Source organism: Jatrophihabitans sp. YIM 134969, from assembly GCF_054456675.1.
On record NZ_JBTJEQ010000024.1, the window covers coordinates 52178 to 73856 of the forward strand.

The 21679-nt window shown below is 71.5% G+C and carries 21 protein-coding genes; 9 read left to right on the forward strand and 12 right to left on the reverse strand.

The genetic code is table 11. The features are described from left to right. Positions 1–15: 15 nt before the first annotated feature. The 4 genes from ACXR2U_RS13940 to ACXR2U_RS13955 form a co-directional block, all read right to left on the reverse strand. Positions 16–1068, reverse strand: coding sequence for an ABC transporter permease (locus ACXR2U_RS13940; RefSeq protein ID WP_458825655.1), 1053 nt, complete (start codon positions 1066–1068; stop codon positions 16–18). Beyond that, positions 1065–2162, reverse strand: coding sequence for an ABC transporter permease (locus tag ACXR2U_RS13945; protein WP_458825656.1), 1098 nt, complete (start codon positions 2160–2162; stop codon positions 1065–1067). Before ACXR2U_RS13945 ends, ACXR2U_RS13940 begins: the two co-directional genes overlap by 4 nt. After that, positions 2159–3796 carry a sugar ABC transporter ATP-binding protein gene (locus tag ACXR2U_RS13950; protein WP_458825657.1) on the reverse strand — a complete coding sequence of 546 codons (1638 nt, stop codon included), beginning with the start codon at positions 3794–3796 and terminating at the stop codon, positions 2159–2161. The genes ACXR2U_RS13945 and ACXR2U_RS13950 overlap by 4 nt, the downstream gene beginning before the upstream one ends. A 92-nt stretch (positions 3797–3888) precedes the next feature. After that, entirely contained in the window at positions 3889–5052 is a 1164-nt protein-coding gene (locus ACXR2U_RS13955) for a substrate-binding domain-containing protein (protein ID WP_458825658.1), read from the reverse strand. 330 nt (positions 5053–5382) lie between these two features. Here ACXR2U_RS13955 and araB point away from each other — a divergent pair, with 330 nt between their 5' ends. The 3 genes from araB to araA are packed head-to-tail and all read left to right on the forward strand — an operon-like array spanning position 5383 to position 9293. Next, complete coding sequence (gene araB, locus ACXR2U_RS13960; RefSeq protein ID WP_458825659.1) at positions 5383–7107, forward strand: ribulokinase; 1725 nt, start codon at positions 5383–5385, stop codon at positions 7105–7107. Then, positions 7104–7772, forward strand: coding sequence for an L-ribulose-5-phosphate 4-epimerase (locus ACXR2U_RS13965; protein WP_458825660.1), 669 nt, complete (start codon positions 7104–7106; stop codon positions 7770–7772). The genes araB and ACXR2U_RS13965 overlap by 4 nt, the downstream gene beginning before the upstream one ends. A gap of 15 nt (positions 7773–7787) precedes the next feature. Beyond that, positions 7788–9293 carry an L-arabinose isomerase gene (gene araA / locus ACXR2U_RS13970; protein WP_458825661.1) on the forward strand — a complete coding sequence of 502 codons (1506 nt, stop codon included), beginning with the start codon at positions 7788–7790 and terminating at the stop codon, positions 9291–9293. A gap of 21 nt (positions 9294–9314) precedes the next feature. Here araA and ACXR2U_RS13975 read toward each other — a convergent pair whose 3' ends face one another. Next, on the reverse strand, positions 9315–9767 hold the full coding sequence (locus ACXR2U_RS13975; protein WP_458825662.1) for a MarR family winged helix-turn-helix transcriptional regulator: 453 nt from the start codon (positions 9765–9767) through the stop codon (positions 9315–9317). A 64-nt stretch (positions 9768–9831) separates the two neighbouring features. On the opposite strand from ACXR2U_RS13975, the gene ACXR2U_RS13980 reads away from it, so the two are divergent. From ACXR2U_RS13980 to ACXR2U_RS13995, 4 genes are all read left to right on the forward strand, one after another. Further along, positions 9832–10650 (forward strand): NAD-dependent epimerase/dehydratase family protein, encoded by an 819-nt coding sequence (locus ACXR2U_RS13980; protein WP_458825663.1) that lies wholly within the window; start codon positions 9832–9834, stop codon positions 10648–10650. Positions 10651–10772: 122 nt separating this feature from the next. Beyond that, the gene (locus tag ACXR2U_RS13985; RefSeq protein ID WP_458825664.1) at positions 10773–11156 is read left to right on the forward strand and encodes a hypothetical protein; all 384 of its coding nucleotides are present in this window, start codon (positions 10773–10775) and stop codon (positions 11154–11156) included. A 19-nt stretch (positions 11157–11175) separates the two neighbouring features. After that, a complete protein-coding gene (locus tag ACXR2U_RS13990; protein ID WP_458825665.1) occupies positions 11176–11676 on the forward strand; it encodes a MarR family winged helix-turn-helix transcriptional regulator in 501 nt (166 codons plus the stop codon). Positions 11677–11826: 150 nt separating this feature from the next. Next, the gene (locus ACXR2U_RS13995; RefSeq protein WP_458825666.1) at positions 11827–12012 is read left to right on the forward strand and encodes a hypothetical protein; all 186 of its coding nucleotides are present in this window, start codon (positions 11827–11829) and stop codon (positions 12010–12012) included. 70 nt (positions 12013–12082) lie between these two features. On the opposite strand, the gene ACXR2U_RS14000 is transcribed toward ACXR2U_RS13995, so the two are convergent. From ACXR2U_RS14000 to ACXR2U_RS14025, 6 genes are all read right to left on the reverse strand, one after another. Then, positions 12083–13792, reverse strand: coding sequence for a hypothetical protein (locus ACXR2U_RS14000; RefSeq protein WP_458825667.1), 1710 nt, complete (start codon positions 13790–13792; stop codon positions 12083–12085). 76 nt (positions 13793–13868) lie between these two features. Next, complete coding sequence (locus tag ACXR2U_RS14005) at positions 13869–14012, reverse strand: hypothetical protein (RefSeq protein WP_458825668.1); 144 nt, start codon at positions 14010–14012, stop codon at positions 13869–13871. Then, complete coding sequence (locus ACXR2U_RS14010; protein ID WP_458825669.1) at positions 14009–15523, reverse strand: glycosyltransferase family 2 protein; 1515 nt, start codon at positions 15521–15523, stop codon at positions 14009–14011. The genes ACXR2U_RS14005 and ACXR2U_RS14010 overlap by 4 nt, the downstream gene beginning before the upstream one ends. Next, positions 15520–16248 (reverse strand): PHP domain-containing protein, encoded by a 729-nt coding sequence (locus tag ACXR2U_RS14015; protein ID WP_458825670.1) that lies wholly within the window; start codon positions 16246–16248, stop codon positions 15520–15522. Before ACXR2U_RS14015 ends, ACXR2U_RS14010 begins: the two co-directional genes overlap by 4 nt. Next, a complete protein-coding gene (locus ACXR2U_RS14020) occupies positions 16245–17267 on the reverse strand; it encodes an ATP-grasp domain-containing protein (RefSeq protein WP_458825671.1) in 1023 nt (340 codons plus the stop codon). The genes ACXR2U_RS14015 and ACXR2U_RS14020 overlap by 4 nt, the downstream gene beginning before the upstream one ends. Further along, the gene (locus tag ACXR2U_RS14025) at positions 17264–18466 is read right to left on the reverse strand and encodes a PIG-L deacetylase family protein (RefSeq protein ID WP_458825672.1); all 1203 of its coding nucleotides are present in this window, start codon (positions 18464–18466) and stop codon (positions 17264–17266) included. The genes ACXR2U_RS14020 and ACXR2U_RS14025 overlap by 4 nt, the downstream gene beginning before the upstream one ends. Positions 18467–18620: 154 nt before the next feature. Here ACXR2U_RS14025 and ACXR2U_RS14030 point away from each other — a divergent pair, with 154 nt between their 5' ends. Further along, the gene (locus ACXR2U_RS14030; protein WP_458825673.1) at positions 18621–19139 is read left to right on the forward strand and encodes a GAF domain-containing protein; all 519 of its coding nucleotides are present in this window, start codon (positions 18621–18623) and stop codon (positions 19137–19139) included. Position 19140: 1 nt separating this feature from the next. Then, positions 19141–20979 carry a glutamine--fructose-6-phosphate transaminase (isomerizing) gene (glmS, locus tag ACXR2U_RS14035; protein WP_458825674.1) on the forward strand — a complete coding sequence of 613 codons (1839 nt, stop codon included), beginning with the start codon at positions 19141–19143 and terminating at the stop codon, positions 20977–20979. 67 nt (positions 20980–21046) lie between these two features. Here the strand turns inward: glmS and ACXR2U_RS14040 are convergent. Next, the coding region (locus tag ACXR2U_RS14040; RefSeq protein ID WP_458825675.1) for an IS481 family transposase at positions 21047–21679 on the reverse strand (633 nt) is incomplete at its 5' end.

Here is a 21679-nt window from a genome sequence, read left to right on the forward strand (position 1 = left end):
CCCGCGCCGACTGCGTCAGGTACCCGGTGGAGCGTTGCGCCGGCTCACGGTCGCCTGCACCACCACCACGGCCAGCAGGAACAGGCCCGAGACCACCTGCTGGACGTAGCTGTTGAGGTTCGCGCCCTGCACGATGAGGTTCTGGATGACGAACAACAAGGCCACGCCCGCGAGCGTGCCGATGATCGACCCGACACCACCCGCGAGCAGGGTGCCGCCGATGACGACCGCGGCGATCGCCTGCAACTCGTAGGCGTCGCCGATGCGAGCCTCCTGACCGCCACCGGACTGGGCGGTGGTGAGGATGCCCGCCACCGCCGCGCACAGGCCGCTGATGACGTACACCGACGTGGTCGCCCGGCGCACGGGCAGACCCATGAGTTCCGCGGAGGACTGGTTGCCGCCGATGGCCTGCACGTTCTGACCGAACGCCGTGCGGTTCAGCACGAACCAGCCGACGGCGAACACGGCGAGCGCGATCCACACCGGCGTGCCGACGGTCAGCAACCGCCCGGTGCCGAGGGCCTCGAACGCCTGCCGGCCCGGCACCCGCGGGACGAGGTTGCCTTCGTCGGTGATGAAGAAGACGATGCCGCGAACGCCACCGAGGCCGGCGAGCGTGACGATGAACGGTGGCAGCCGCAGGTACGTGATGCACAGGCCCTGTACGAGGCCGACGACCGCGCACGCCACGAGCGGCACGAGGATCGCGGTCGCCGAGCCGTAGACGGAGTACTGCGCCGACAGGATGACCGCGAGCGCGTAGGTCGACCCGACCGACAGGTCGATGCCGCCGCTGATGATCACGAAGGTCATGCCGGCCGCGATGATCGCGATGAACGAGGCGGCCAGCGCGACGTTGCGGAAGTTGTCCGCTGATCCGAAGGTCGGCACGATGAGCACGCCGAGCACCACGACCACGACGAGGGCGACGACCGCACCGTTGCGCAGGAACAGCGAGGTCAACGCCCGGCCACGGGCGATGGCCGCGTCGCGACTGTCGGTGGTGGCGGCCACGACGGTGTCGCCGCCGGCGACGTCGGGCACGGGCGTCTGCGGGCCGGTCACCGGCTCCTCCTCGAGGGACGCTGCGAGAACACGGCCAGGATGATGATGAGGGCCTCGATGATGCGGGCGATGGAGTCCGTGACGTTCTGGGCCGTCAACGTGTTCTCCAACAACTGGATGAGCACCGCGCCGGCGACGGTCCCGAGCACGCGCACCTTGCCGCCGGTCAGCAACGACCCGCCGACCACCACCGCGGTGATGGCGGTGAGCTCGATGTTGATGCCGACGTAGGACGGGTCGGCCGCGCGGATGCGGGCGGTGGCGATGACGCCGGCGATCCCCGCCAGCACACCGGAGATCGTGTAGACGGTGACGAGCGTGCGCTTCACCGGCAGGCCGGCGAGCCGGCTGGCGCGCAGGTTGCCGCCGATCGCGAGCACGCGGTACCCGAACCCGGTCCGGCGGATCACGACCGACACGATGAGCGCGAGCACCAGGGCCAGCCAGAAGATGTCGGGGATCGTGAGGAACTCCGACTGCCGCACGGTCTGGAAGAAGGGCGGGAACAGCTCGACCAGCGCACCACCGGTGATGACCAGGGCGATGCCGCGACCACCGACCAACATGGCCAGGGTCGCCACGATCGGTTGGACCCGGCCGAGCGCGACCACCAGCCCGTTGACGGCTCCGAACAGCCCCGCCACGACGATCGCCAGCACGATGGCCACACCGATGGGCAAGCCGAACCCGTCGTCGGTGAAGGCCTTCGCGGTGACGGCGGCAGCGATGGCCATGATGGCGCCCACCGAGAGGTCGACACCACCGGTGCCGATGACCAGGGCCATGCCGAGCGACACGATGATGATCGTGGTCGTCTGCACCGCGTAGAGCTGGATGGTCTCGAGCGTGAGGAAGTTCGGCGTGGCGACCGCGTTGAAGACGAACAACAGCAACAGGGCGCCGTAGACCCCGCGCTCGCGCAACCACGTACCCCATCGGCCGCCCTGGACGCCGATGAGTTCGGGCCCGGTGCGGCGACGACGCGGTGTCGGCGGGGACGAGTCGACGTCCTCGGGCGACGCGACGTCGACACCCTTCGTGACGTCCACGCCCTTGGACAGCTGCACCGCCCCGCCCGACCCGTCGACGCTCACGCCGTCCCTCCGGCGGATACGGCCGCGCTCTCGTCGGCGGCGCCGGCGATGGTGTCCATGATCGTGTCCTCACTGATGTCGTCGCCGAAGAGCGTCGCGAGTTGGGCGCCGTCGCGGAGGACGACGACGGAGTCCGACCCCTCGACGACCTCCTCGAGTTCGGACGAGATGAGCACGACGGCCATGCCCTTCTCGGCCAGCTCGGCGACCAGGCTCTGCACCTCGGCCTTGGCGCCGACGTCGATGCCGCGTGTCGGTTCGTCGAGCAGCAACACCTTGGGGTTGAGGCACAACAGCCGCGCGAGCAGCACCTTCTGTTGGTTGCCGCCGGACAGTTCCGACACCTTCTGCATCGGACTCGAGGCCTTGATGCGCAGGCGGCGGAAGAAGACGTCGACGATCTCGTCGAGCTTGCCGCGTCGCACGAAACCCGCACGGGTCAGCTGCGGCAACGCGGCGAGGCCGATGTTGTCGCGGATCGAGAGGTCCGGGATGATCCCCTCGGCCTTGCGGTCCTCGGGCAGGAACGCGACCCGGTGCCGGATCCGCGTGGCCGGGTTCTGCCGGCGCAGGCGCTTGCCGTCGACGCTCACCACGCCGGAATCCAGCGGCAGTGCACCGAACACGGCCTTGGCGGTCTCACTACGTCCGGATCCCAGCAACCCCGCGAGGCCGACGACCTCGCCCGGCCGCACGCGCACGGTGACGTCGTCGAGCACCAGCTTGCGCCGCATGTCGACCGCTTCCAGCACGGGCGCCGCACCGGGATCCACCGGTGCCCGCCCGGACAGGCGGGTGACGCGTCCGTCGTCGAACTCGGCGGCGTCACGGCCGAGCATGCGCGAGATCAGCTGCCGGCGGTTGGTGTCGGCCGTGGGGCCGGTCCACACGAGCTTGCCGTCGCGCAGGACGGTGATGGTGTCGCACGCGCGGAAGACCTCGTCGAGCTTGTGCGACACGTAGACCACGGCCACGCCCTCGCGGCGCAGCAGGTCCACCACCGACAGCAGTTTCTCGACCTCCCGCGGTTCCAGCGACGAGGTGGGCTCGTCCATGATCACGACGCGCGCCTGGGTCGAGACCGCCCGCGCGATCGCGACCATCTGTTGCACACCGAGACCGAGCTCGCCGAGCTGGCGACGCGGTTCGGCGACGATCCCCAACCGGGCGAGGCCTTCGGCGGCCTCGCGGTTCATCCGCCGCAGGTCGAGCCGGCCGAAGCGGGTGTACGCCCGGCCGAGGAAGAAGTTCCGCGCCACGGACAGCTGCGGGGCGAGGCTCACCTCCTGGTAGATCGTCGCGATCCCGGCCTGTTGGGCCGCGCGGGGTGAGGAGAACGAGGTCTCCTCGCCCTGGTGCACCACCACGCCCGAGTCGGGCGTGTAGACCCCGGTCACCAGCTTGATGAGCGTGGACTTGCCCGCACCGTTCTCGCCGACCAGCGCGTGCACGGAACCCGCGTGCAGGTCGAGCGAGACGTCGTCGAGCGCGCGGACCCCCGCGAAGCTCTTGCTGAGGTTCCGGACCGAGAGGGTCGGCCCGGATGAGGGCCCTGACGAGACCGGCCCTGACGAGACCGGCTCGGACGGGGTCGGCTCGGGAGGGGTCGGCTCGGCGGTGGGGGTCGCGGTCATCTCGCGGGTGCGCTCCTCGTCGGTCGGTCGGGCGGCCGGACCCGGGACCGACACGTGGGGCGGAGCCACGCGTCGGTCCCGGGCCGGGTCGGTCAGTAGGCGGTGCCGTCGTCGAGAGCCTGCTGCGCGTTGCTCTTGTCGTACTGGTTGTCGGTCGTGATCGTGACGGCCGGTGCGCCGTCACCGTTCACGTACGCCTCGAGCGCGGCCTGGGAGGACGGACCGAACGCGGGGTTGGACTCGATGACCGCGTCGAAGTTGCCGTCGACGATGGCCTGCACCGCGCCCTTCGTGCCGTCGATCGACACGATGTGCACCTTGTCGGTGCCGGCCTTGCCGGCGTCCTCCAACGCGGCGAGCGCGCCCAGGCCCATCTCGTCGTTCTCGGCGTAGATCGCGTTCACCTCGGGGTGCGCACGCAGCAGCGTCTCGGTGACGCTCTGGCCCTTCTCACGGGTGAAGTCGGCGGTCTGCTGGAAGACGACCTCGATGCCGCTGGCGTTCTTGGCCTTGAGCTCGTCGAGGAACCCCGCGGTGCGGTCGTCGGTGACGTTCACGCCCGAGGCGCCCAGCAGGATCGCGAGCTTCGCGGTGCCGCCCGTCGCCTTGATCATCGCATCGGCCGCACGGCGGCCCTGCTCGACGAAGTCCGAACCCAACTGCGGGCCGACCTCCTCGCAGCCCTTGACGCCGGTGATGTTGCGGTCGACCGGGATCATGGCGACCTTCTTCTCCTTGGCGTAGGAGATCGCGTCGCCGAGGCCGGTGGAGTTGATCGGGGAGAAGATGATCGCCTTCGCGCCCTTGTCGATCATCCCCTTGATGTCGCTGTTCTCCTGCTGCACGTTCGACTGCGCGTTGGTGGTGATGAGCTTCCAGCCGTTGGCCTTGGCGGTCTCCACCTGGCTCTTGGTCGAGGCGATGCGGAAGGGGTTGGCCTCCTTCTCCGACTGCGCCCAGCCGATGGTGTCCTTGCTGAAGTCGATCTTGCCGATGCCGAGGTCGGAGGCCTTGCACACCGGCCCGTACTGCGCCTCGACGCCGTCGGGCACGGCTTCGGTCAGCTTCTCGGTGCCGCCGGCCGCCACGATCGCCGCGGGCACGCCGTTCTGGTCGGCGCCCAGCGACTGCTGGGCCGCGGCCGAGCCCGAGGGCTCGCCGCTGGATCCGGAGTCGCCGGTGTCCCCGGTGGTGCAGCCGGCGAGGAGCGCGAGGGAGACGACTGCCGCTCCCAGGGTGATGGGTGTACGACGCACGATGCGATCCGTCCTCTGTGGTGGGAAGGGTGGACCCGGTGGGAGGCCCGGGACAGGCCGAGCGGGACGAGCTGCCCGCGGTGGTGACCGATAACATCCTGTGAGGACCTGGAGCTGTCAAGCATCCGTCATCTCTCCGTTACCGCTTCGATACACAGGAGCCCGGATCACGCACCTTCCAGGGCTGAAGCACCCGGCGAGCGTCGCGGCGCGGCCGTCGTTGACACGGTCCCGGGACGAGTGCCACCCTCGCCGTGTGTGCGGTAACAGCCGCAGATGACCGTCCGTCCCCGTCACCCACCACCACCTGCCACCGACCTCGGGAGACCGATGCCCAGCTCTGACTCCGCTCTCGTCGTCGGCGTGGACTTCGGGACGTTGTCCGGCCGGGCCGTGGTGGTCCGCGTGTCCGACGGCGCCGAACTGGGATCGGCCGTGCTCGAGTACCCCCACGGCGTCGTCGACGAGTCCCTGCCCGGGACCGACACGCGGCTGCCCCCGGACTGGGCCCTGCAGGTACCCCACGACTACGTCGAGGTGCTGCAGCAGGCGGTGCCGGCGGCGCTCGCCGACGCCGGTGTCGACGCCACGGACGTCGTGGGCATCGCGACCGACTTCACCGCGTGCACGGTGGTGCCGACCACGGCCGACGGCACCCCGCTCCACGAGCTCGACGACTTCGCCGACCGGCCCCACGCGTTCGTGAAGTTGTGGAAGCACCACGCGGCGCAGCCGCAGGCGGACCGCATCAACGCCCTCGCGGCCGAACGGGGCGAGTCGTGGCTGCCGCGGTACGGCGGGCTCATCAGCTCCGAGTGGGAGTTCGCGAAGGCCCTGCAGGTGCTGGAGGAGGACCGCGAGGTCTACGACGCCACCGCGCACTGGGTCGAGGCCGCCGACTGGATCGTGTGGCAGTTGTGCGGTGACTACGTCCGCAACGCGTGCACCGCGGGCTACAAGGGCATCCGCCAGGACGGCCACTACCCGTCGGAGGACTTCCTCGCGGCCCTCCACCCGGACTTCGCCACGTTCGTCGACGACAAGCTCGAGGCGACCATCGGTGAGCTCGGCACCGCCGCCGGGAAGCTCAGCGCCCAGGCGGCCGCGTGGACCGGGCTCCCGGAGGGCATCGCCGTCGCCGTGGGCAACGTCGACGCCCACGTCACTGCGCCGGCGGCGCAGGCCGTCGAGCCCGGGCAGATGGTCGCGATCATGGGTACGTCGACCTGCCACGTCATGAACGGTGACCGCCTCGCCGAGGTGCCGGGGATGTGCGGTGTGGTCGACGGCGGCATCGTGCCGGGCCTGTTCGGCTACGAGGCGGGCCAGAGCGGGGTCGGTGACATCTTCGGGTGGTTCGTCGACCACGCGGTGCCGCGCTCGTACGCGGAACGGGCGGAGTCCGAGGGTTGCAGCGTGCACCAGTTGCTGACCCGCCTCGCGCAGGAGCAGGCCCCCGGCGAGCACGGCCTGGTCGCCCTCGACTGGAACAACGGCAACCGCTCCCCCCTCGTCGACCACGAGCTGTCGGGGCTGATCGTCGGGCTGACCCTCGCCACCCGCGCCGAGGACGTGTACCGCGCCCTCGTCGAGGCCACCGCGTACGGCACCCGGCTCATCGTCGAGACCTTCCGCGAGGCGGGCGTACCGGTGACCGAGTTCGTCGCCGCCGGCGGTCTGCTCAAGAACCCCTTGGTCATGCAGGTCTACGCCGACGTCCTGCGCATGCCCATCTCGATCCTGGAGTCCGAGCAGGGACCGGCGCTGGGTTCGGCGATGCACGCGGCGGTCGCCGCGGGTGAGTACCCCGACATCCGGGCGGCGGCGGCCGCGATGGGTCGGCGACGGGTCGCGGCCTGGACGCCGGACGACGCGAGTGCCGACGTGTACGACGCCCTGTACGCCGAGTACGTCGCCCTCGTCGAGCACTTCGGCCGGACCGACGACGGCCCCATGCACCGCCTGCGTCGCATCCGCAACGCCGCGCTCACCGAGCGCGGGAGTGCCCCCGACCACGGTGACCACGCCGACGACACCGAACAGGAGAGCTCGTGACCACCGTCGACCCCGACGTCGTGCTCGGGATCCGCGCCGACGTCGCCGCCCTGCACGCCGAACTGGTCCGCTACGGGCTGGTGGTCTGGACGGCGGGCAACGTGTCCGCCCGGGTACCCGGCGCCGACCTGTTCGTCATCAAGCCCTCGGGCGTCTCGTACGACGAACTCACCCCTGAGGCCATGGTCGTGTGCGACCTCGACGGCAACCTCGTCGACGGTGAACGGTCGCCGAGTTCCGACACCGCCGCGCACGCCTACGTCTACCGGCACCGCCCCGAGGTCGGCGGTCAGGTGCACACCCACTCCACCTACGCGACGGCGTGGGCCGCACGCGGCGAGGAGATCCCCTGCGTGCTGACGATGATGGGAGACGAGTTCGGCGGGCCGATCCCGGTCGGGCCGTTCGCCCTCATCGGTGACGACTCCATCGGCCGCGGCATCGTCGAGACCCTCGCGGGATCGCGCTCCCCAGCCGTGCTCATGAAGAACCACGGGGTGTTCACCGTCGGACCGACCGCGAAGGACGCGGTGAAGGCGGCGGTGATGTGCGAGGACGTCGCCCGCACCGTGCACATCTCGCGGCAGCTCGGCGAACCGTTGCCCATCGCCACGGACGACGTCGACAAGCTCTTCGACCGCTACCAGAACGTCTACGGACGCTGAGGAGACGACCCACCGATGACCACCCCCTCCGGACCGCAGGTCTGGTTCCTCACCGGCAGCCAGGACCTCTACGGCGAGGACACCCTCGAGCAGGTCGCCGACCAGTCCCGCGCCGTCGCCGCGATGCTCGACGAGGCCCCGCAGATCCCGCTGCCCGTGGTGTGGAAGCCGGTGCTGAAGGAGTCGGGCGGCATCCGCGCGGCCATGACCGCGGCCAACGCCGACCCGGACTGCGTCGGAGTCATCGCCTGGATGCACACCTTCAGCCCGGCGAAGATGTGGATCACCGGGCTCGACAGTCTGCGCAAACCCCTGCTGCACCTGCACACCCAGGCGAACAGGTCGTTGCCGTGGGGAACGATCGACATGGACTTCATGAACCTCAACCAGGCCGCCCACGGCGACCGGGAGTTCGGGTACATCCAGACCCGCCTGCACATCCCGCGCACGACGGTCGCGGGCTACGCCGGCGACGACCGCACGCGGGACGCCGTCGGCAGCTGGGCGCGGGTGGCACTCGGGATCGCGGACATGCGGTCGCTCAAGCTGGCCCGGTTCGGCGACAACATGCGCAACGTCGCCGTCACCGAGGGCGACAAGGTCGAGGCCGAACTGCACTTCGGGGTCGCGGTGAACACCTACGGCGTCAACGACCTCGTCGCCGTGGTCGACGCGGTCGCCGACTCCGAGATCGACGCGCTCGTCGGCGAGTACTCCGACCTCTACACGGTCGCACCGGAACTCGCGATCGGCGGGGAGCGGCACGAGTCACTGCGGTACGCGGCTCGCATCGAGGCCGGGCTGCGCACGTTCCTCACCGACGGCGGCTTCGGTGCGTTCACCACGAACTTCGAGGACCTGGGTGGCCTACGGCAGCTGCCGGGGCTCGCGGTGCAGCGGCTGATGGCCGACGGCTACGGCTTCGCCGGCGAGGGCGACTGGAAGACCTCGGTGCTCGTGCGCACCTTCAAGACGATCGGCGCGGGACTGCCCGGCGGTGCGTCGTTCATGGAGGACTACACGTACCACCTCGGTCCCGGCCCGCAGCGCATCCTCGGCGCGCACATGCTCGAGGTCTGCCCCTCGATCGCGGCGGGCCGCCCGACGGTCGAGATCCACCCGCTGGGCATCGGCGACCGCGAGGACCCGGTCCGGATGCGGTTCACCGCCGCCCCGGGGGAGGGCATCGTCGTGAGCATCAGCGACCTCGGTGACCGTTTCCGTCTCACCGGCAACACCGTCACGGTCGTCGAACCGGATGCCGAACTCACGGCACTGCCCGTGGCCGCCGCGGTCTGGGAACCGCACCCCGACCTCGCGACCTCGACCGAGTGCTGGCTCACCGCGGGCGGCGCCCACCACACCGTCCTGAGCACCCAACTCGACGCCGCGACCGTGGACCGGTTCGCCGAACTCACCCGCACGGAACTGGCGCTCATCGACCGCGAGACCACCACGCGTCGCTTCCGCGACGAACTGCGCTGGAACGCGGCCTACCACCGGCTCGCCGCCGCCCTCTGAACCGACGCCGGCCGGCGCTGCTCAGGTCGGGTCGCGGCGGGACGACGCCACACGGGTGAGCAACGCCCGGAACTGCTCGCGTTCGGAGGGGTCGAGCGCGGCGAGGGCGCGACGCTCGGCCCGGTCGCTCGCCTTCACGGCGTCGGCGAGGGTGCGCCGCCCGGTGTCGGTCAGGGCGACGACGTTGCGGCGGCGGTCGTTCGGATCGGCCTGCCGTTCGACGAGGCCCTTCGCCTCCAGCCCGTCGAGCAGACCGACCATCGAGGTGCGGTCGACACCGAGGCGTTCACCCGCCCGCTGTTGCGACTCCGGTGCCCGGGAGTCGAGCAGCAACAGCACCGCCAGCTCGCGTGCGCCGATGCCCGACGGAGCGAGGTACTCCTGCTGGATCTCCTCGACGTCGAGCAACGTCCGCTTCAGCAGGTAGGTCAGCCGCCGGGTGAGCCGAGGCCCGAGATCCCCGTCGGTGGGCACGGTCGCAGTCTACGGCTACGCTGATCGTCAGTTGTACTGACGATCAGTCGAGAGGACCATCACCATGCCCACTGTTCTGCTCACCGGAGCCACCGGACTCGTCGGGTCGCGGGCCCTGCCCCGTCTGGTCGGGTCGGGGTACACGTGCCGCGCTCTCGTCCGGGGCGAGGCCGACCTGCCGGCGGGTGTCGCCGCCGTGCGGGGCGACCTGGCCGAGCCTGCGTCGCTCACCGCAGCGGTCGAGGGCGTCGACGCCGTCGTGCACCTCGCCGCGCTGTTCCGTACCGACGACGAGGAGGCGATCTGGCGCGCGAACCTCGACGGCACCCGTCACCTCGTCGACGCCGTCCGCGAGCACGCTCCCGCGGCGCGGGTGGTCATGAGCAGCACCGGCAACGTCTACGACGCCGACGCGGGACGCCCGGCCCTCGAGACCGACACCTGCTCCCCGACCCTCGCCTACCCGGCCAGCAAGATCGCCGCGGAACGACTGCTGCGCGAGAGCGGACTGACGTGGAGCATCCCGCGGCTGCCGTTCGTCTACGGGGAAGGGGACGGCCATCTCGCCTCGCTCGGCGCCCTGGCCGGCCGCTTCGGTCTGCACCCCGCGCACACCTTCTCCGTGGCCCACCACCGCGACATCGCGGCGGTCCTCGAGCTCGCCCTCACCGGGGCGCTCGACGGTCACGTCGTCAACGTCACCGACGACGCCCCCGTGACCGTGTACGAGCTCACCCGACTCGGCGGGAACCCGGTCGCCCCCAGCTCCGAGCCGCTCGCCCGGCCGTGGTCGGGCCGGATGGACGGCTCGCTGCTGCGCGGGTTCGGGTTCCGGCCGTCGGTCCCGACCGTTCACGCCGCCGCCCGCGACGGGCTGCTCTGAGTCGGGCGCCCACCCGGCCCCGTGGTCCCCGGGGCACTGTTTGCGGAGGTCTCCGACGCGACCTACCTTGATGGTGGAACTGCTTCGATGGTGGAGCTGCTTCGCGATGGAGGTGAGCGCCGGTGTCGGAGGCCCGTCCGCACCCCGATCTGCGGCCACCACCGCTGACGGCCGTCCCGAACCCCCTCGCGCAACCCGAGGTCCCCACGGTCCGGTACCACCGTCGGCACGCGGGCTACGCGTGCGAGGTGCAGCGTTGGTTGCCGACCGACGACCCGCGGACGTGGCGGGCGAACCTGCGGTACGAACCGGGCCGCGCGGTGATCACGGTGCACGGCGACGCCGAGGCCGCCGCGGACGAGGTCGAGCGGCTCGTGGAGCTGAGCCGCTCACTGCGGACACCGGTGATCGACGTGTACCTCCCGGACGACGCCGTCGCCGCGGCCACCTCGCCCGGGTCGCCCGGGTCGTCGCCACCATCTCCGGGGTCGTTCCCACTACGGTGACCCGCGTGGTGACGCGACGGTGACGGATCCGGGTCCCGCCGCGTCCGACGCCCCACGGCAGCGTTGGTTCACGTTGCTCGAGGGCCTGCGGTCGTACGCCGCGAGCTACACCGAGGTCACCCACCACCTGGCCCGGTGGCTCGGCGTCCACTCCGCCGACGCCAACGCCTTCGCCGAGATCCTCTACGCCGAGGACCAGGGCGAACCACTCTCCCCCGCCCGTCTCGCCGCGCGGATCTCGCTGTCCTCCGGAGCCACGACGTCGCTGCTCAACCGGTTGGAGCGGGCGAACCTCGTGGCGCGCTCGCGGGAACACACCGACCGCCGGTTCGTCACCCTGCGCAGCGTCCCGAGCGTGACCGCGCGGTCCTGGTCGTTCTTCCAACCGCTGGCCGAACGGGTCGACGGCGCGCTGGCCGAGTTCAGCGACGACGACCTCGAGACCGCCCGCCGCGTGGTCGCCCGGGTCAACGAGGCGGTCGCCGCCACGATCGCGGAGTTCCAGACGGCCGACGCGTGACCGTCCCCGCCACGGCGAACCGACGTCCACGGCGGGTTGAGCCGTCCGCTCCGGCGGGCAGGCTGCACGAGAGGGTCACGGGCCGAAACCGCCGCCGTGGGTCCTCGGCCCGGACGGGTACGCCCCGGTCCGGCACGACGGGAGTCCGACATGAGCACCGACCGCTCCGAGCCGACCAGCGACGACCGCAGCGAGGGCGACACGCCCACCGGCGGCGCGTCGGCCACCGAAGCCCTCGCGGCCGCCGGCGACGACGAACGCGAGTCCCGCGAGAACATCGACCGCACGGGCGAGCCCGACCGCGACGACCTGGGCAACGGGGACGGGGCCAGCTGAGCCCCGGTCGTGGGTGAGACCCCACGGTGCGTGGCCGGTCGTGTGCCGTCACCCCGGGGCGGGCGCCGACTCAGTCCCAGATGCTCGATCCGGTGGGTGCGAGCGAGGCCAGGACGAACCAGGTCGCGGCGGCGACGGCGGACTGCGTCGTCATCGACGTCGCGTCGTCCGCGGTCGTGGCGTAGGGGAACGAGCCGTCGGGACGTTGCAACGGCAGCAGGTCCGACAGGGTGGCCGCGGCAGCCGACGGGGAACCGCTGCGGGTCTGCGCGAGGGCGACCCCGGCGGACCCCTCGACCCAGACGTTGTCGGGGGCGTCGGGGAAGACCGGCTGCGGGTGGTAGCTGCGGTACCCGCTGTGGCCGTCGTCGACCGACGCGAAGGCCGCGGTGTGTGCGAGCGACTGGGCGGCGAGGTCGGACCGGCCGATGGCCCGCAGGAACACCGTGCCCCACGAGCTGACGTCGAGCGCGTCCGTGTCGTCGGGGCCGTCGGAGGACAGGCCACGCCGGAAGTGGCCGGCGGAGGCGTCCCACAACTTCGCCACGATCGCGGTGGCGAGCGTGTTGGCCGCGGTCGTCGCGGCGGTGTCGCCCAGCACCACCCCGGCGAGACGCAGCGCGTGCCACGCGTCGAGGTTGTGTTCGGTCGAGACCCAGGTGGGCGAGGGCGACCCGTCGCCGGACTGACCGGCGTCGAGCAGACCGTCGGAACGCCGCTGGGCCTTGAGGAACGTGGTCGCCCGGACCGCAGCCTGACGGGTCGCGGCGTAGTCGGCGTCGGCGGTCGACATGGTCTGCACGCGTCGCAACAGCGCCCACGCCGCGACCGCACTGTTGCCCGTCCACTGCGTTCCGGCCCGACCGGCCGGGTTGCGGACGTCGACGACGTCGACGAACCCTCCGCCGGTGCGCTGCATCGCGATCAGACCTGCGGTCAGAGCGGAGGAATCCTCGCCGAGCGCCAGCGCCGTGGTCACCGCCAACGCCTGGTCGTACGACGACGCGGTCGTGCCGCCGGCGTAGCTGCGGACCAGTCCGGAGTCGGGGGCGTACTCGGCGAGCACGGCACCGGACGCCGCTGCCACCAGTTGGAAGCACTTGACCCCCGGCGCGCTCGACGCGAAGGCGAACGTGCCGTCGGTGCGGGCCGGTTGCTCGCCCACGACGTACGAAGTGTCGGTGACCACCAGCGCCCGCACGATCCAGCCGTCGTAGACCGGCGCGGCGGGCCACGCGGTTCCGTAGGGCGCGTAGGCGTTCGTGGCGTCGAGCAGGCCGAGGGCCCAGGTGCCCTTCGGCGGCGAGCTCACCGCCCCGAGGTCGATCGTGAAGTCACCGTCGACGTCCACCGGGGCCTGCAGCGGTACCTGCACCCGCCCCGACGAGGTGTCCTTGTAGGCCTGCACGATGAAGCGGCCGGGCGTCGACGCCACGGTCAGGTGACCCGACACCGGCTTGGCGTAGGTCGACGGGACGGAGGTCGGCCGGTCCACGGCGATCGACGCCGGGTTGACCACCGGCGGTGCGGTGATGCCCGCGACGGTGAAGGTCCCGCTGACCGCGCCCGTGGCCGTCGACGCGTACGTCTTGGTCGGCCGGATGGTCGACGTGCTCACGACGGACGTGCCGGTCCCACCCTGCGCTTCGATCCAGTCCCACGCCGACGACACCGCCGCGCCGGTCGCCGGATCGGCACCGGCCGTGCCGGCGCTCACCACACCTGCAGCCGTGACGGCCAGGGCGGCCAGAGCGGGCACGAGAGTGCGCCAGGGGGACATGAGCTACCTCCGGGGGAAAAGGTCAGCTCTTCTTTACCCTGAGACAGCCGCAAGAAACCCTCAAGACGACGAGGAATCACGTCAGGTACAGCTGTCGCACCACGATGACGACCGCGACGACGACGGCGGCGAGAACACCCTTCCACAGCAGCAGTTTCTCGCGGCGCCGGTCGTGGCGGAGTTCGTCGACCGGATCATCCGGTGCGCGGTGAGAGGTCATGCCACACCCACTTTCCCCGTCTTGACCGTCTTGTCCCAGGTCGCGGCCTGGCCGCGGGCCTCGGCGACGTAGGCGGCGAACGTGATGGCACACAGCAACGGTCCGTACCCGACCACGAACATCAGGACGCCACCGACCGGTCCGAGGGTGCGCAGCTTGTCCAGGCGGTACAGCCCCCACGCCGCGAGCATGCACACCGCGATCCAGAGGTAGGCCGCGAGGGCCAGCAGGTGACGCACCTCGGGCGTCCAACCCCAGCCGAGCGCCTCGCACACGCCGCGGACGACAGCGCGCGTCGGCGCGGGCGCGAGCACCCAGAGCATGACGAACAGGCTGATCAGACCGGGGAAAGCGAGGCCCTGCCGCCAACTACGACGAGCCACCCCGCGGTCGACGAGCAACGTGGACACCGTGGTGAACACGAACCCCAGCGCGTTGGTGATCCACAACAGGTCGAAGACGAAACGGCCACGACTGGCGTCGAGCCACCACAGCGTGACGAGCGCCGCCGACGACACCACCATGAACCCCGGGAGCAGCAACGTCGACCACCACATCGCGCCGAACCACCAGTTGCCGAGGTGGTGCAGGCGCGAGGGTCGGAAGAAGACGTGCTTGAAGCGGCGGCCGACCTGCAAGTTCCCGCGCGACCACCGCAGGCGTTGCTTCCAGAGACCCACGATGTCAGCGGGTTCCTCCGCGTAGCACTCGGCGTTGCCGTCGAAGACCACCGCGCGACCGTCGAGTTGGGTGAGCAGCGTCGTGACGGTGTCCTCGGCGAGCGTCGTCGTGTCGATCTCCCCGCCGAGCGCGTCGAGGTTCGCGCGGGTGTGCAACTGCGCGCCACCGGCGAGGCACGCCTGCGCTCCGACGACGTTCTGCGCCCGGCGCCCGACCGCCTGCGCGGCCGTGTACTCGTAGCCGATGTAGCGGTTCATCCAGTTCGGGTCCCCGCTGGCCTCCTTGATGAAGGCGGTGACGGCGCCGACGTGCGGGTCGGTCAGGTGGCGGGTCATGCGGCGGATGGCGGTGGGTTCGAACACGACGTCCGCGTCGGTGATGAGGACGGCCTCGGCCCAGTCGTCGGCCAGCAGTTCCCGCAGGCCGTGGTTCAGGGTGTGCGCCTTGCCCTGGCCGCCCTTCTCGCGGCGCAGGTGCCGCACCCGGCCCGGGTACTGCGCGCACTTGGCCGCCATGAGCTCGGGGGTCTCGTCCGTGCTCGCGTCGTCGACGACGGCCACGATCAGCCGGTCAGCCGGGTAGTCCAACGCCATCATCCGGTCGACCGAGAGCCGCAGCACGGGCGCCTCGTTCCACGCCGGCACCAGCACGGCCACACGCGGCAGTTCCTCGAGGTCGACCTGGTCGTCGTCGAGGTGGTCGCGCCAACGGTGCAGCGCCAGCAGCACGAACTGCACCACGGTGACGAGGTTGGGGATCGCCCCCACCAGGACCAGGATCGCGAGCACCCACAGCCCGAGTCCCGCGAGCCACGAGAGGACGTCGGTCATCCCGAGAGTGTGAGGCCCGGCGCGGCGGCCGTCACCTCGTCCCAGTACGCGTGACGGCCGACCTCGGCCACCGCGTGGGCGTCACTGCCACGCACGATCCGCACGCCGGCCGCGCGCAGGTGTTCGACGGTGACGGCCGAGGGGCACCGCCACTTCTCGTTGACCTCGACGGCGGCGTCCGCGGCCAGGCAGGCCGCGGCGAGGGCGTCACGGTGCTCGGTGGTGACGTCGGACTCGGCGAGACCGACCTTGGGCAACAGGCTGAACAGGTGGGCCACGACGGCCGGCGCCGGCGCCTGCGCGACACCGTTGCACGTGGCAACGACGAGCGTGTCGACGACACCCGCCGGCGTCCACGCGCCGGACTCCAACCACCCCCGCACGGTGGACGGTGTCGCCGGACCTCCCGGCGCGGGGAACTGGTGGTCGGCGACGAGCACGTGGTCCAGAACCGGCAGTCCGGGCGGGAGATCGAGCCGGCCGTCGGCGTCGAGCAGTTTGGCCTCGACGCCGAGGTGGACCGTCAGGCCGTCACGTCGGATCGCGCGGACCCGTTCGACGTACGCAGGAACCCAGTCGCTGTCGGCACGAACGTGATCCGAGAGGCCCCACCCCTCGAGCCCCGCGCGGACGGCGGCATCCGCCATGGCCTCCGGGTCGTCGGCACCGTCGGTGAGGCTGGAGTGGGTGTGCCAGTCGGTCGACGTGGCGGACACGAGGCTCACCCGGTGACGGGCGCGGGGGTCGGTGACACCGTCGGCACGGAGCCGTACTCCTCGACGGGGACGACCACCTCCGTCCAGTGTCGGACCACGGCGACCTCACGGAAGGCCAGGTGGTCGGGCACGTCCACACCGCGGCGGGCCTGCACGGCGAGCAGCGGCATGTCGATCCCCGCCGCCTGGGTCAGCGACATCGTGCCGGGGAACCGCGCGTTGACCTCGAGGAGCGCGGGAGCGCCGTCGCGGTCGAGCTTCGCCTGCACGTTGACCACCCCGGTGGCACCGACGACCCGGGCGACGTCACGGCCGAACGCCTCGAGGCCGGGATCGGCGACGGTGCGGCCGGCGACCGCGATGCCGGAGTCGACCTTGTCCCGCCGGCGCGGCACGGCGGCCACGACGTGGCCGTCGGGGCGGGCGAGGACGTCGATCGAGAACTCCGCGCCCGGCAGCAGTTCCTGGGCGATGAACGAACCATCGCTCGGGACGGTGTCGAGATCGGCCGCCGACGTCAGCACCGCGACGCCGCGACCGCCCGCGCCGCTACGCGGCTTGACGAGGAACGGCATGCCGAGCGGGGCGAGGTCGTCCGCCGTGGTGCTGGCGTCGACGACGATCGTGTGCGGCACGCGCACCGTCCCGGCGCACCGCTCGACGAGGACGGCCTTGTCCAGGCACAGGTCGAGCGTCTCGACCGTCTCGACCAGCAGGTCGATGCCGTGGGCCGCGAAACGCTCCCGCGCCGCGGACGTCTCGCGCAGTTCGGTGTCGACGGTGGGCACGACGAGGTCGGCGCCGTGCTCCACCGCCGCGGCGAGCAGCGCGTCGACGAAGGTGGGGTCGTCCCCGCGCGGGAGCAGGACCCGGCGGTCCGCGGGCACGAGGTAGAGCCCGACCGCCACGGGGTCGATGTCGGCCGCGACGACCACCGCGCGTCCGGCCAGGGCCTGGATGACGGTGACGGCGGCCGGGCCACCGGCACCGGTGACGAGCACGGTGCCCAACGGCAGGGTCCCGGTCACGACGTCGCCCCGGACACCGCGACCGGCGCCGCGACCACGGGAGCGACCGGCGCGACCGGCGCGGGCAGGACCACCGGCGTCGTGACCGCGTGGCGGAGGTCGCCGACCGAGCGGACCACCTCGAAGGGCTCGGCGTACCGCGCGTTCGCGCCGAGGTGACGGGCCCAGTAGCGCGAACCGGCGGTGACCAGTTCGGGCTCGAGGTACGCCCGGCCGTTCTGGGAGTCGAACATCTGCAACACCTCGACCTTGCGCTCGACCACCTGGTCGACCGGGACGAACTGGGTGGGGAAGAACTCGTTGGTGGCCGAGGGGCTCTGGTAGGCGAAGACCCTCCGGACGCCGCGGGTCGCGCTGCGAGTCGCGGTGTTCACGGCGCGGTGGTCCTGGTGGTTGTCGTGCGCGGAGTGGACGTACACGACGGTCGGGTCGACCACCGCCACGACGTTCTCGATGAGACGGATGGTGTCGATCCCCTCGTCGACCCGGGTGTCGGGCAGGTCCCCGAACAGCAGCTGGGCCCCGATGGCCTCCGCGGTCCGCCGGGCCTCGTCGAGCCGCGCCGCGGTGTCGCCACCCACGGCCCCCTGGCTGAGGGTGAGGATCGTGATCCGGTCGCCCCGCCGGCGGTGGTCGAGCAACGTGCCGGCACACCCGATCTCGACGTCGTCGGGGTGGGCACCGATGGCGAGAACCCGTTCCCGGTGCGCACCGGCCGACCGGAGCCCCTGCGCGATGCGGGCCGCGGCCTCGCGGGGGGCATCGGGATCCAGGACGTCGTTGACGCCCGCCCGCAGCGCCCGGACCAGCACCGCCGGGGCGAGGTCGCCCGGGCGCGCGACGATCTTGACGCGGGCCGACGGTGAGCAGCTGTGCCACGCCTTCACCCGATCGACACCGTCATCGTCGGCGAACACGTCCGCACCGAGCAGCAGGAAGGTGAACGGGCCGACGTCGGCGAGCAGGGAGTCGACCTGCGCGGGTGAGGCGACGCACGCGACGATCCCGTGCCCCTGCAGCACGTCCAGCACCGAGGGGTGCGGGGTGGCGCCGACGACCAGGGCCGTCCGGGCGGGCCACCCGCGCTCGAGACTGATCTCGGGCGAGAGGGACGCGGGACGCTCCAGGTCGGGGCGGCTCGGGACCACTGTCGACGGGAACGGCACGACGATGCCGCCGCTGTCGGGGCCAGCGCTCATGGGGAGATCCGATCGGTCGACGGTGGGGGGGGTCGTCGGTTGTCACCTTACAAGAGTTTCACGAGCTCGGCGTCTCGAAGTGCAGAGAACCAGCGCGACGAGCTGTGAGCCGACGGTTAAGGTCGTGCTTCCAGGACTCGCCCACGGAGGTCCCGTGTCCACATCCCCCGCCCTCAGCCCCCGCGCCACGACCGCCCGCGCCCTCGCGGACACGGTCCTCACCGACCCGTCCACGGCCACTGCGCTCGACGGGGTGGTGCAGGTCGTCCTGTCCCGCACCGGAGCGGACGCCGGTCAGCTGTCGATGATGACCGACGAGCTCGTCTCGCTGTGTCCGTCCGGACAGCTCGACGGACTGGTCGAACCCGGGGCGACGTACGCCTTCGACGAGACCCTCTGCGCCCAGGTGCTGCGGGCCGACGCCGCGGTCGTCATCCCCGACGCCCACGCCGACCAACGCGTTGCCGGTGTGGCCGCCGTGGCGAGCGGCGACTGGGGCGCCTACCTCGGCGTCCCGGTGCGGCTGCCCGACGGCGCGATGGTCGGCGTCCTGTGCGTGTTCCACCGCCAGCCACGGGAGTGGAGCGCCGACGACGAGCAGGTCGTACGGGAACAGGCCGTCCGCGCCGCGGAGATCCTCGCCGGGGCCGTTCTCACGACCGGGCGGGTCTGACGTGTGCGGCATCGTCGCCGTGGTCAGCGGCGCCACGGACACCGACGTCACCGCGCTGCTGCTGGAGGGCCTGCAGCGCCTCGAGTACCGCGGTTACGACTCGGCCGGGCTGGCCGTCGCCGGCAGCCACGGCGGCCCCATCCGTGAGGTCAAGGTCGCGGGCCGGGTGGCCGACCTGCGCGCGGCCGTCGGGACGTCGACACCCGCGACCACCGGGATCGCCCACACCCGGTGGGCGACCCACGGCGCACCGACAGCCGCCAACGCGCACCCGCACCTGGACACGTCCGGCCGCTTCGCCGTCGTGCACAACGGGATCATCGAGAACGCCGAGGAGTTGCGCGCCAAGCTCGTGGCCGACGGCGTCGAGTTCCGCTCCGAGACCGACACCGAGGTGATCGCCCACCTCGTCGCCCGCGCCGTCAACGCCGGTGTCGACAGCCTGGAGCTCGCGGTGCGCCAGACCCTCGACCAGGTCGAGGGGACCTACGGACTGGTCGTGCTCGACCGCGACCACGCCGACCAGCTCGTGGTGGCCCGCAACGGCAGCCCGGTCGCCATCGGGCTGGGTGACGACGCCACCTTCGTGGCCTCCGACGTCGCCGCGTTCGTGCGCCACACCCAGCGGGTGATCTACCTCGACGACGGCGAGATCGTCACCGTCACCGCGACGGGTTTCGGTGCCACCACGACCGCACCCGCGGCCGACCGCACCACGACGGTCGCGAGCCGCGACGACGGCGGGTACGAGCTCGACGGCTACGACTCCTTCATGCGCAAGGAGATCCACGACCAGCCGCGCGCGCTGCGCCGGGTGATCACCGGCCGTCTGGACGAACGCTTCGCCACGGCCCGATTCGGCGGCATCGACCTCGACGCCCGTGAACTCCGGGCGTTCCGCCGGGTGAAGATCCTCGGCTGCGGCTCGGCGTACTACGCGGGCCAACAGGGAGCCGTGGCGATCGAGGAGATCGCCCGCATCCCCGCCGACGCCGAGCCCGCCGCCGAGTTCCGCTACCGCAACCCGGTCGTCGACCCCGACACCCTGTACCTCGCGGTCAGCCAGTCCGGCGAGACCGTCGACACGCTGATGGCGGTGCAGGAACTGCAGCGCAAGGGCGCCACGGTCCTCGGCATGGTCAACGTGGTGGGCAGCGCGATCGCGCGCGAGACCGGGCGCGGCATCTTCATCCACGCCGGCCCCGAGTTCTCGGTCGCGTCCACCAAGGCCCTGACCAACATGACCGCGAGTTTCGCCATGGTCGGGCTGCTGCTCGGACGGGTGCGGGACCTGTCGCCGGCGCAGGGCGCCCGGCTCGTCGAGGGGTTCCAGGCCCTGCCGGACGCGATCGAGGCCGTGGTGGCCCAGGAGGACGCCATCGCCGCGCTCGCGCCGTCGTACGCCTCCGCCCGCAGCATGTACTTCATCGGGCGTCACCGCGGGTTCCCCGTGGCGCGCGAGGGAGCCCAGAAACTCAAGGAGATCAGCTACATCCACGCCGAGGCCTACCAGGCGTCGGAGCTCAAGCACGGTCCGTTGGCGCTGGTCGACGCGGACATGCCGAGCGTGGTCATCGTCCCCGACGACGACCTGCTCGCGAAGAACCTCGCCACCATCGAGCAGATCCGCTCCCGCGGGGGACGGGTCCTCGCGATCACGAACCGCGACCTGCCCGAGGGCCTCGCGGACCACGTGATCACCGTGCCCGCGGTCGAACCCGAGCTGGACCCGATCGTGCTGACCGTGCCGCTGCAGATCCTGGCGTGTCACATAGCCCGGTTGCTGCAGCGTGACGTCGACAAGCCCCGCAACCTGGCCAAGAGCGTCACCGTCGAGTGACACCCCGCCCGTCGCGGGCGGTCACGCGTGTCGGGAACGCTGCCACGGCACCCGGCCAGGACAGGGCCTAGGTGTACTGACCTGACAGGTTGGTGACGCGGGTTGCTGGCGGGAGGCCGCCCAGTGCGGTGTGGCCGCGGTGGTGGTTGTAGGTGTGGAGCCAGACCGCGAACTCTGCCACGCGGTTGTTGTCGGTGCGGTAGAGACGGGCGTAGGCCCACTCGTCGGCCAGGGTGCGGTGGAAGCGTTCGACTTTGCCGTTGGTCTGTGGGCGGTAGGGCCGGGTCCGTTTGTGAACGGTGCCCGTGGCGGCAAGTGTCTGGGCGAAAAGTGTTGATCTGTAGCAGGATCCGTTGTCGGTGAGGACCCGTTTGGGTGCGGCTCCGGCGGCGGCGAAGAACGCCGCGCAGCGGGTCCAGAACCCGGCGGCGGTCTCCTGGCGTTCGTCGGCGAGGATCTCGGCGTAGGCCAGCCGCGAGCAGTCGTCGACGGCGGTGTGCAGGAAGTGGTAGCCGATCTTGGGCTTGCCGTGCCGGTAGCGGGCGGTGGTGGTCCGTTTCTTGTTCTGGCCGGCGCTCGCCCGATCCAGCATCCGATGGCCCCCGCCGTCCGGGATGCGGCCGAGCTTCTTGACGTCGACGTGGATCAGGTCGCCGGGGGCGGCATGCTCGTAGCGGCGGACGTTGCGGCCGGTGGGGCG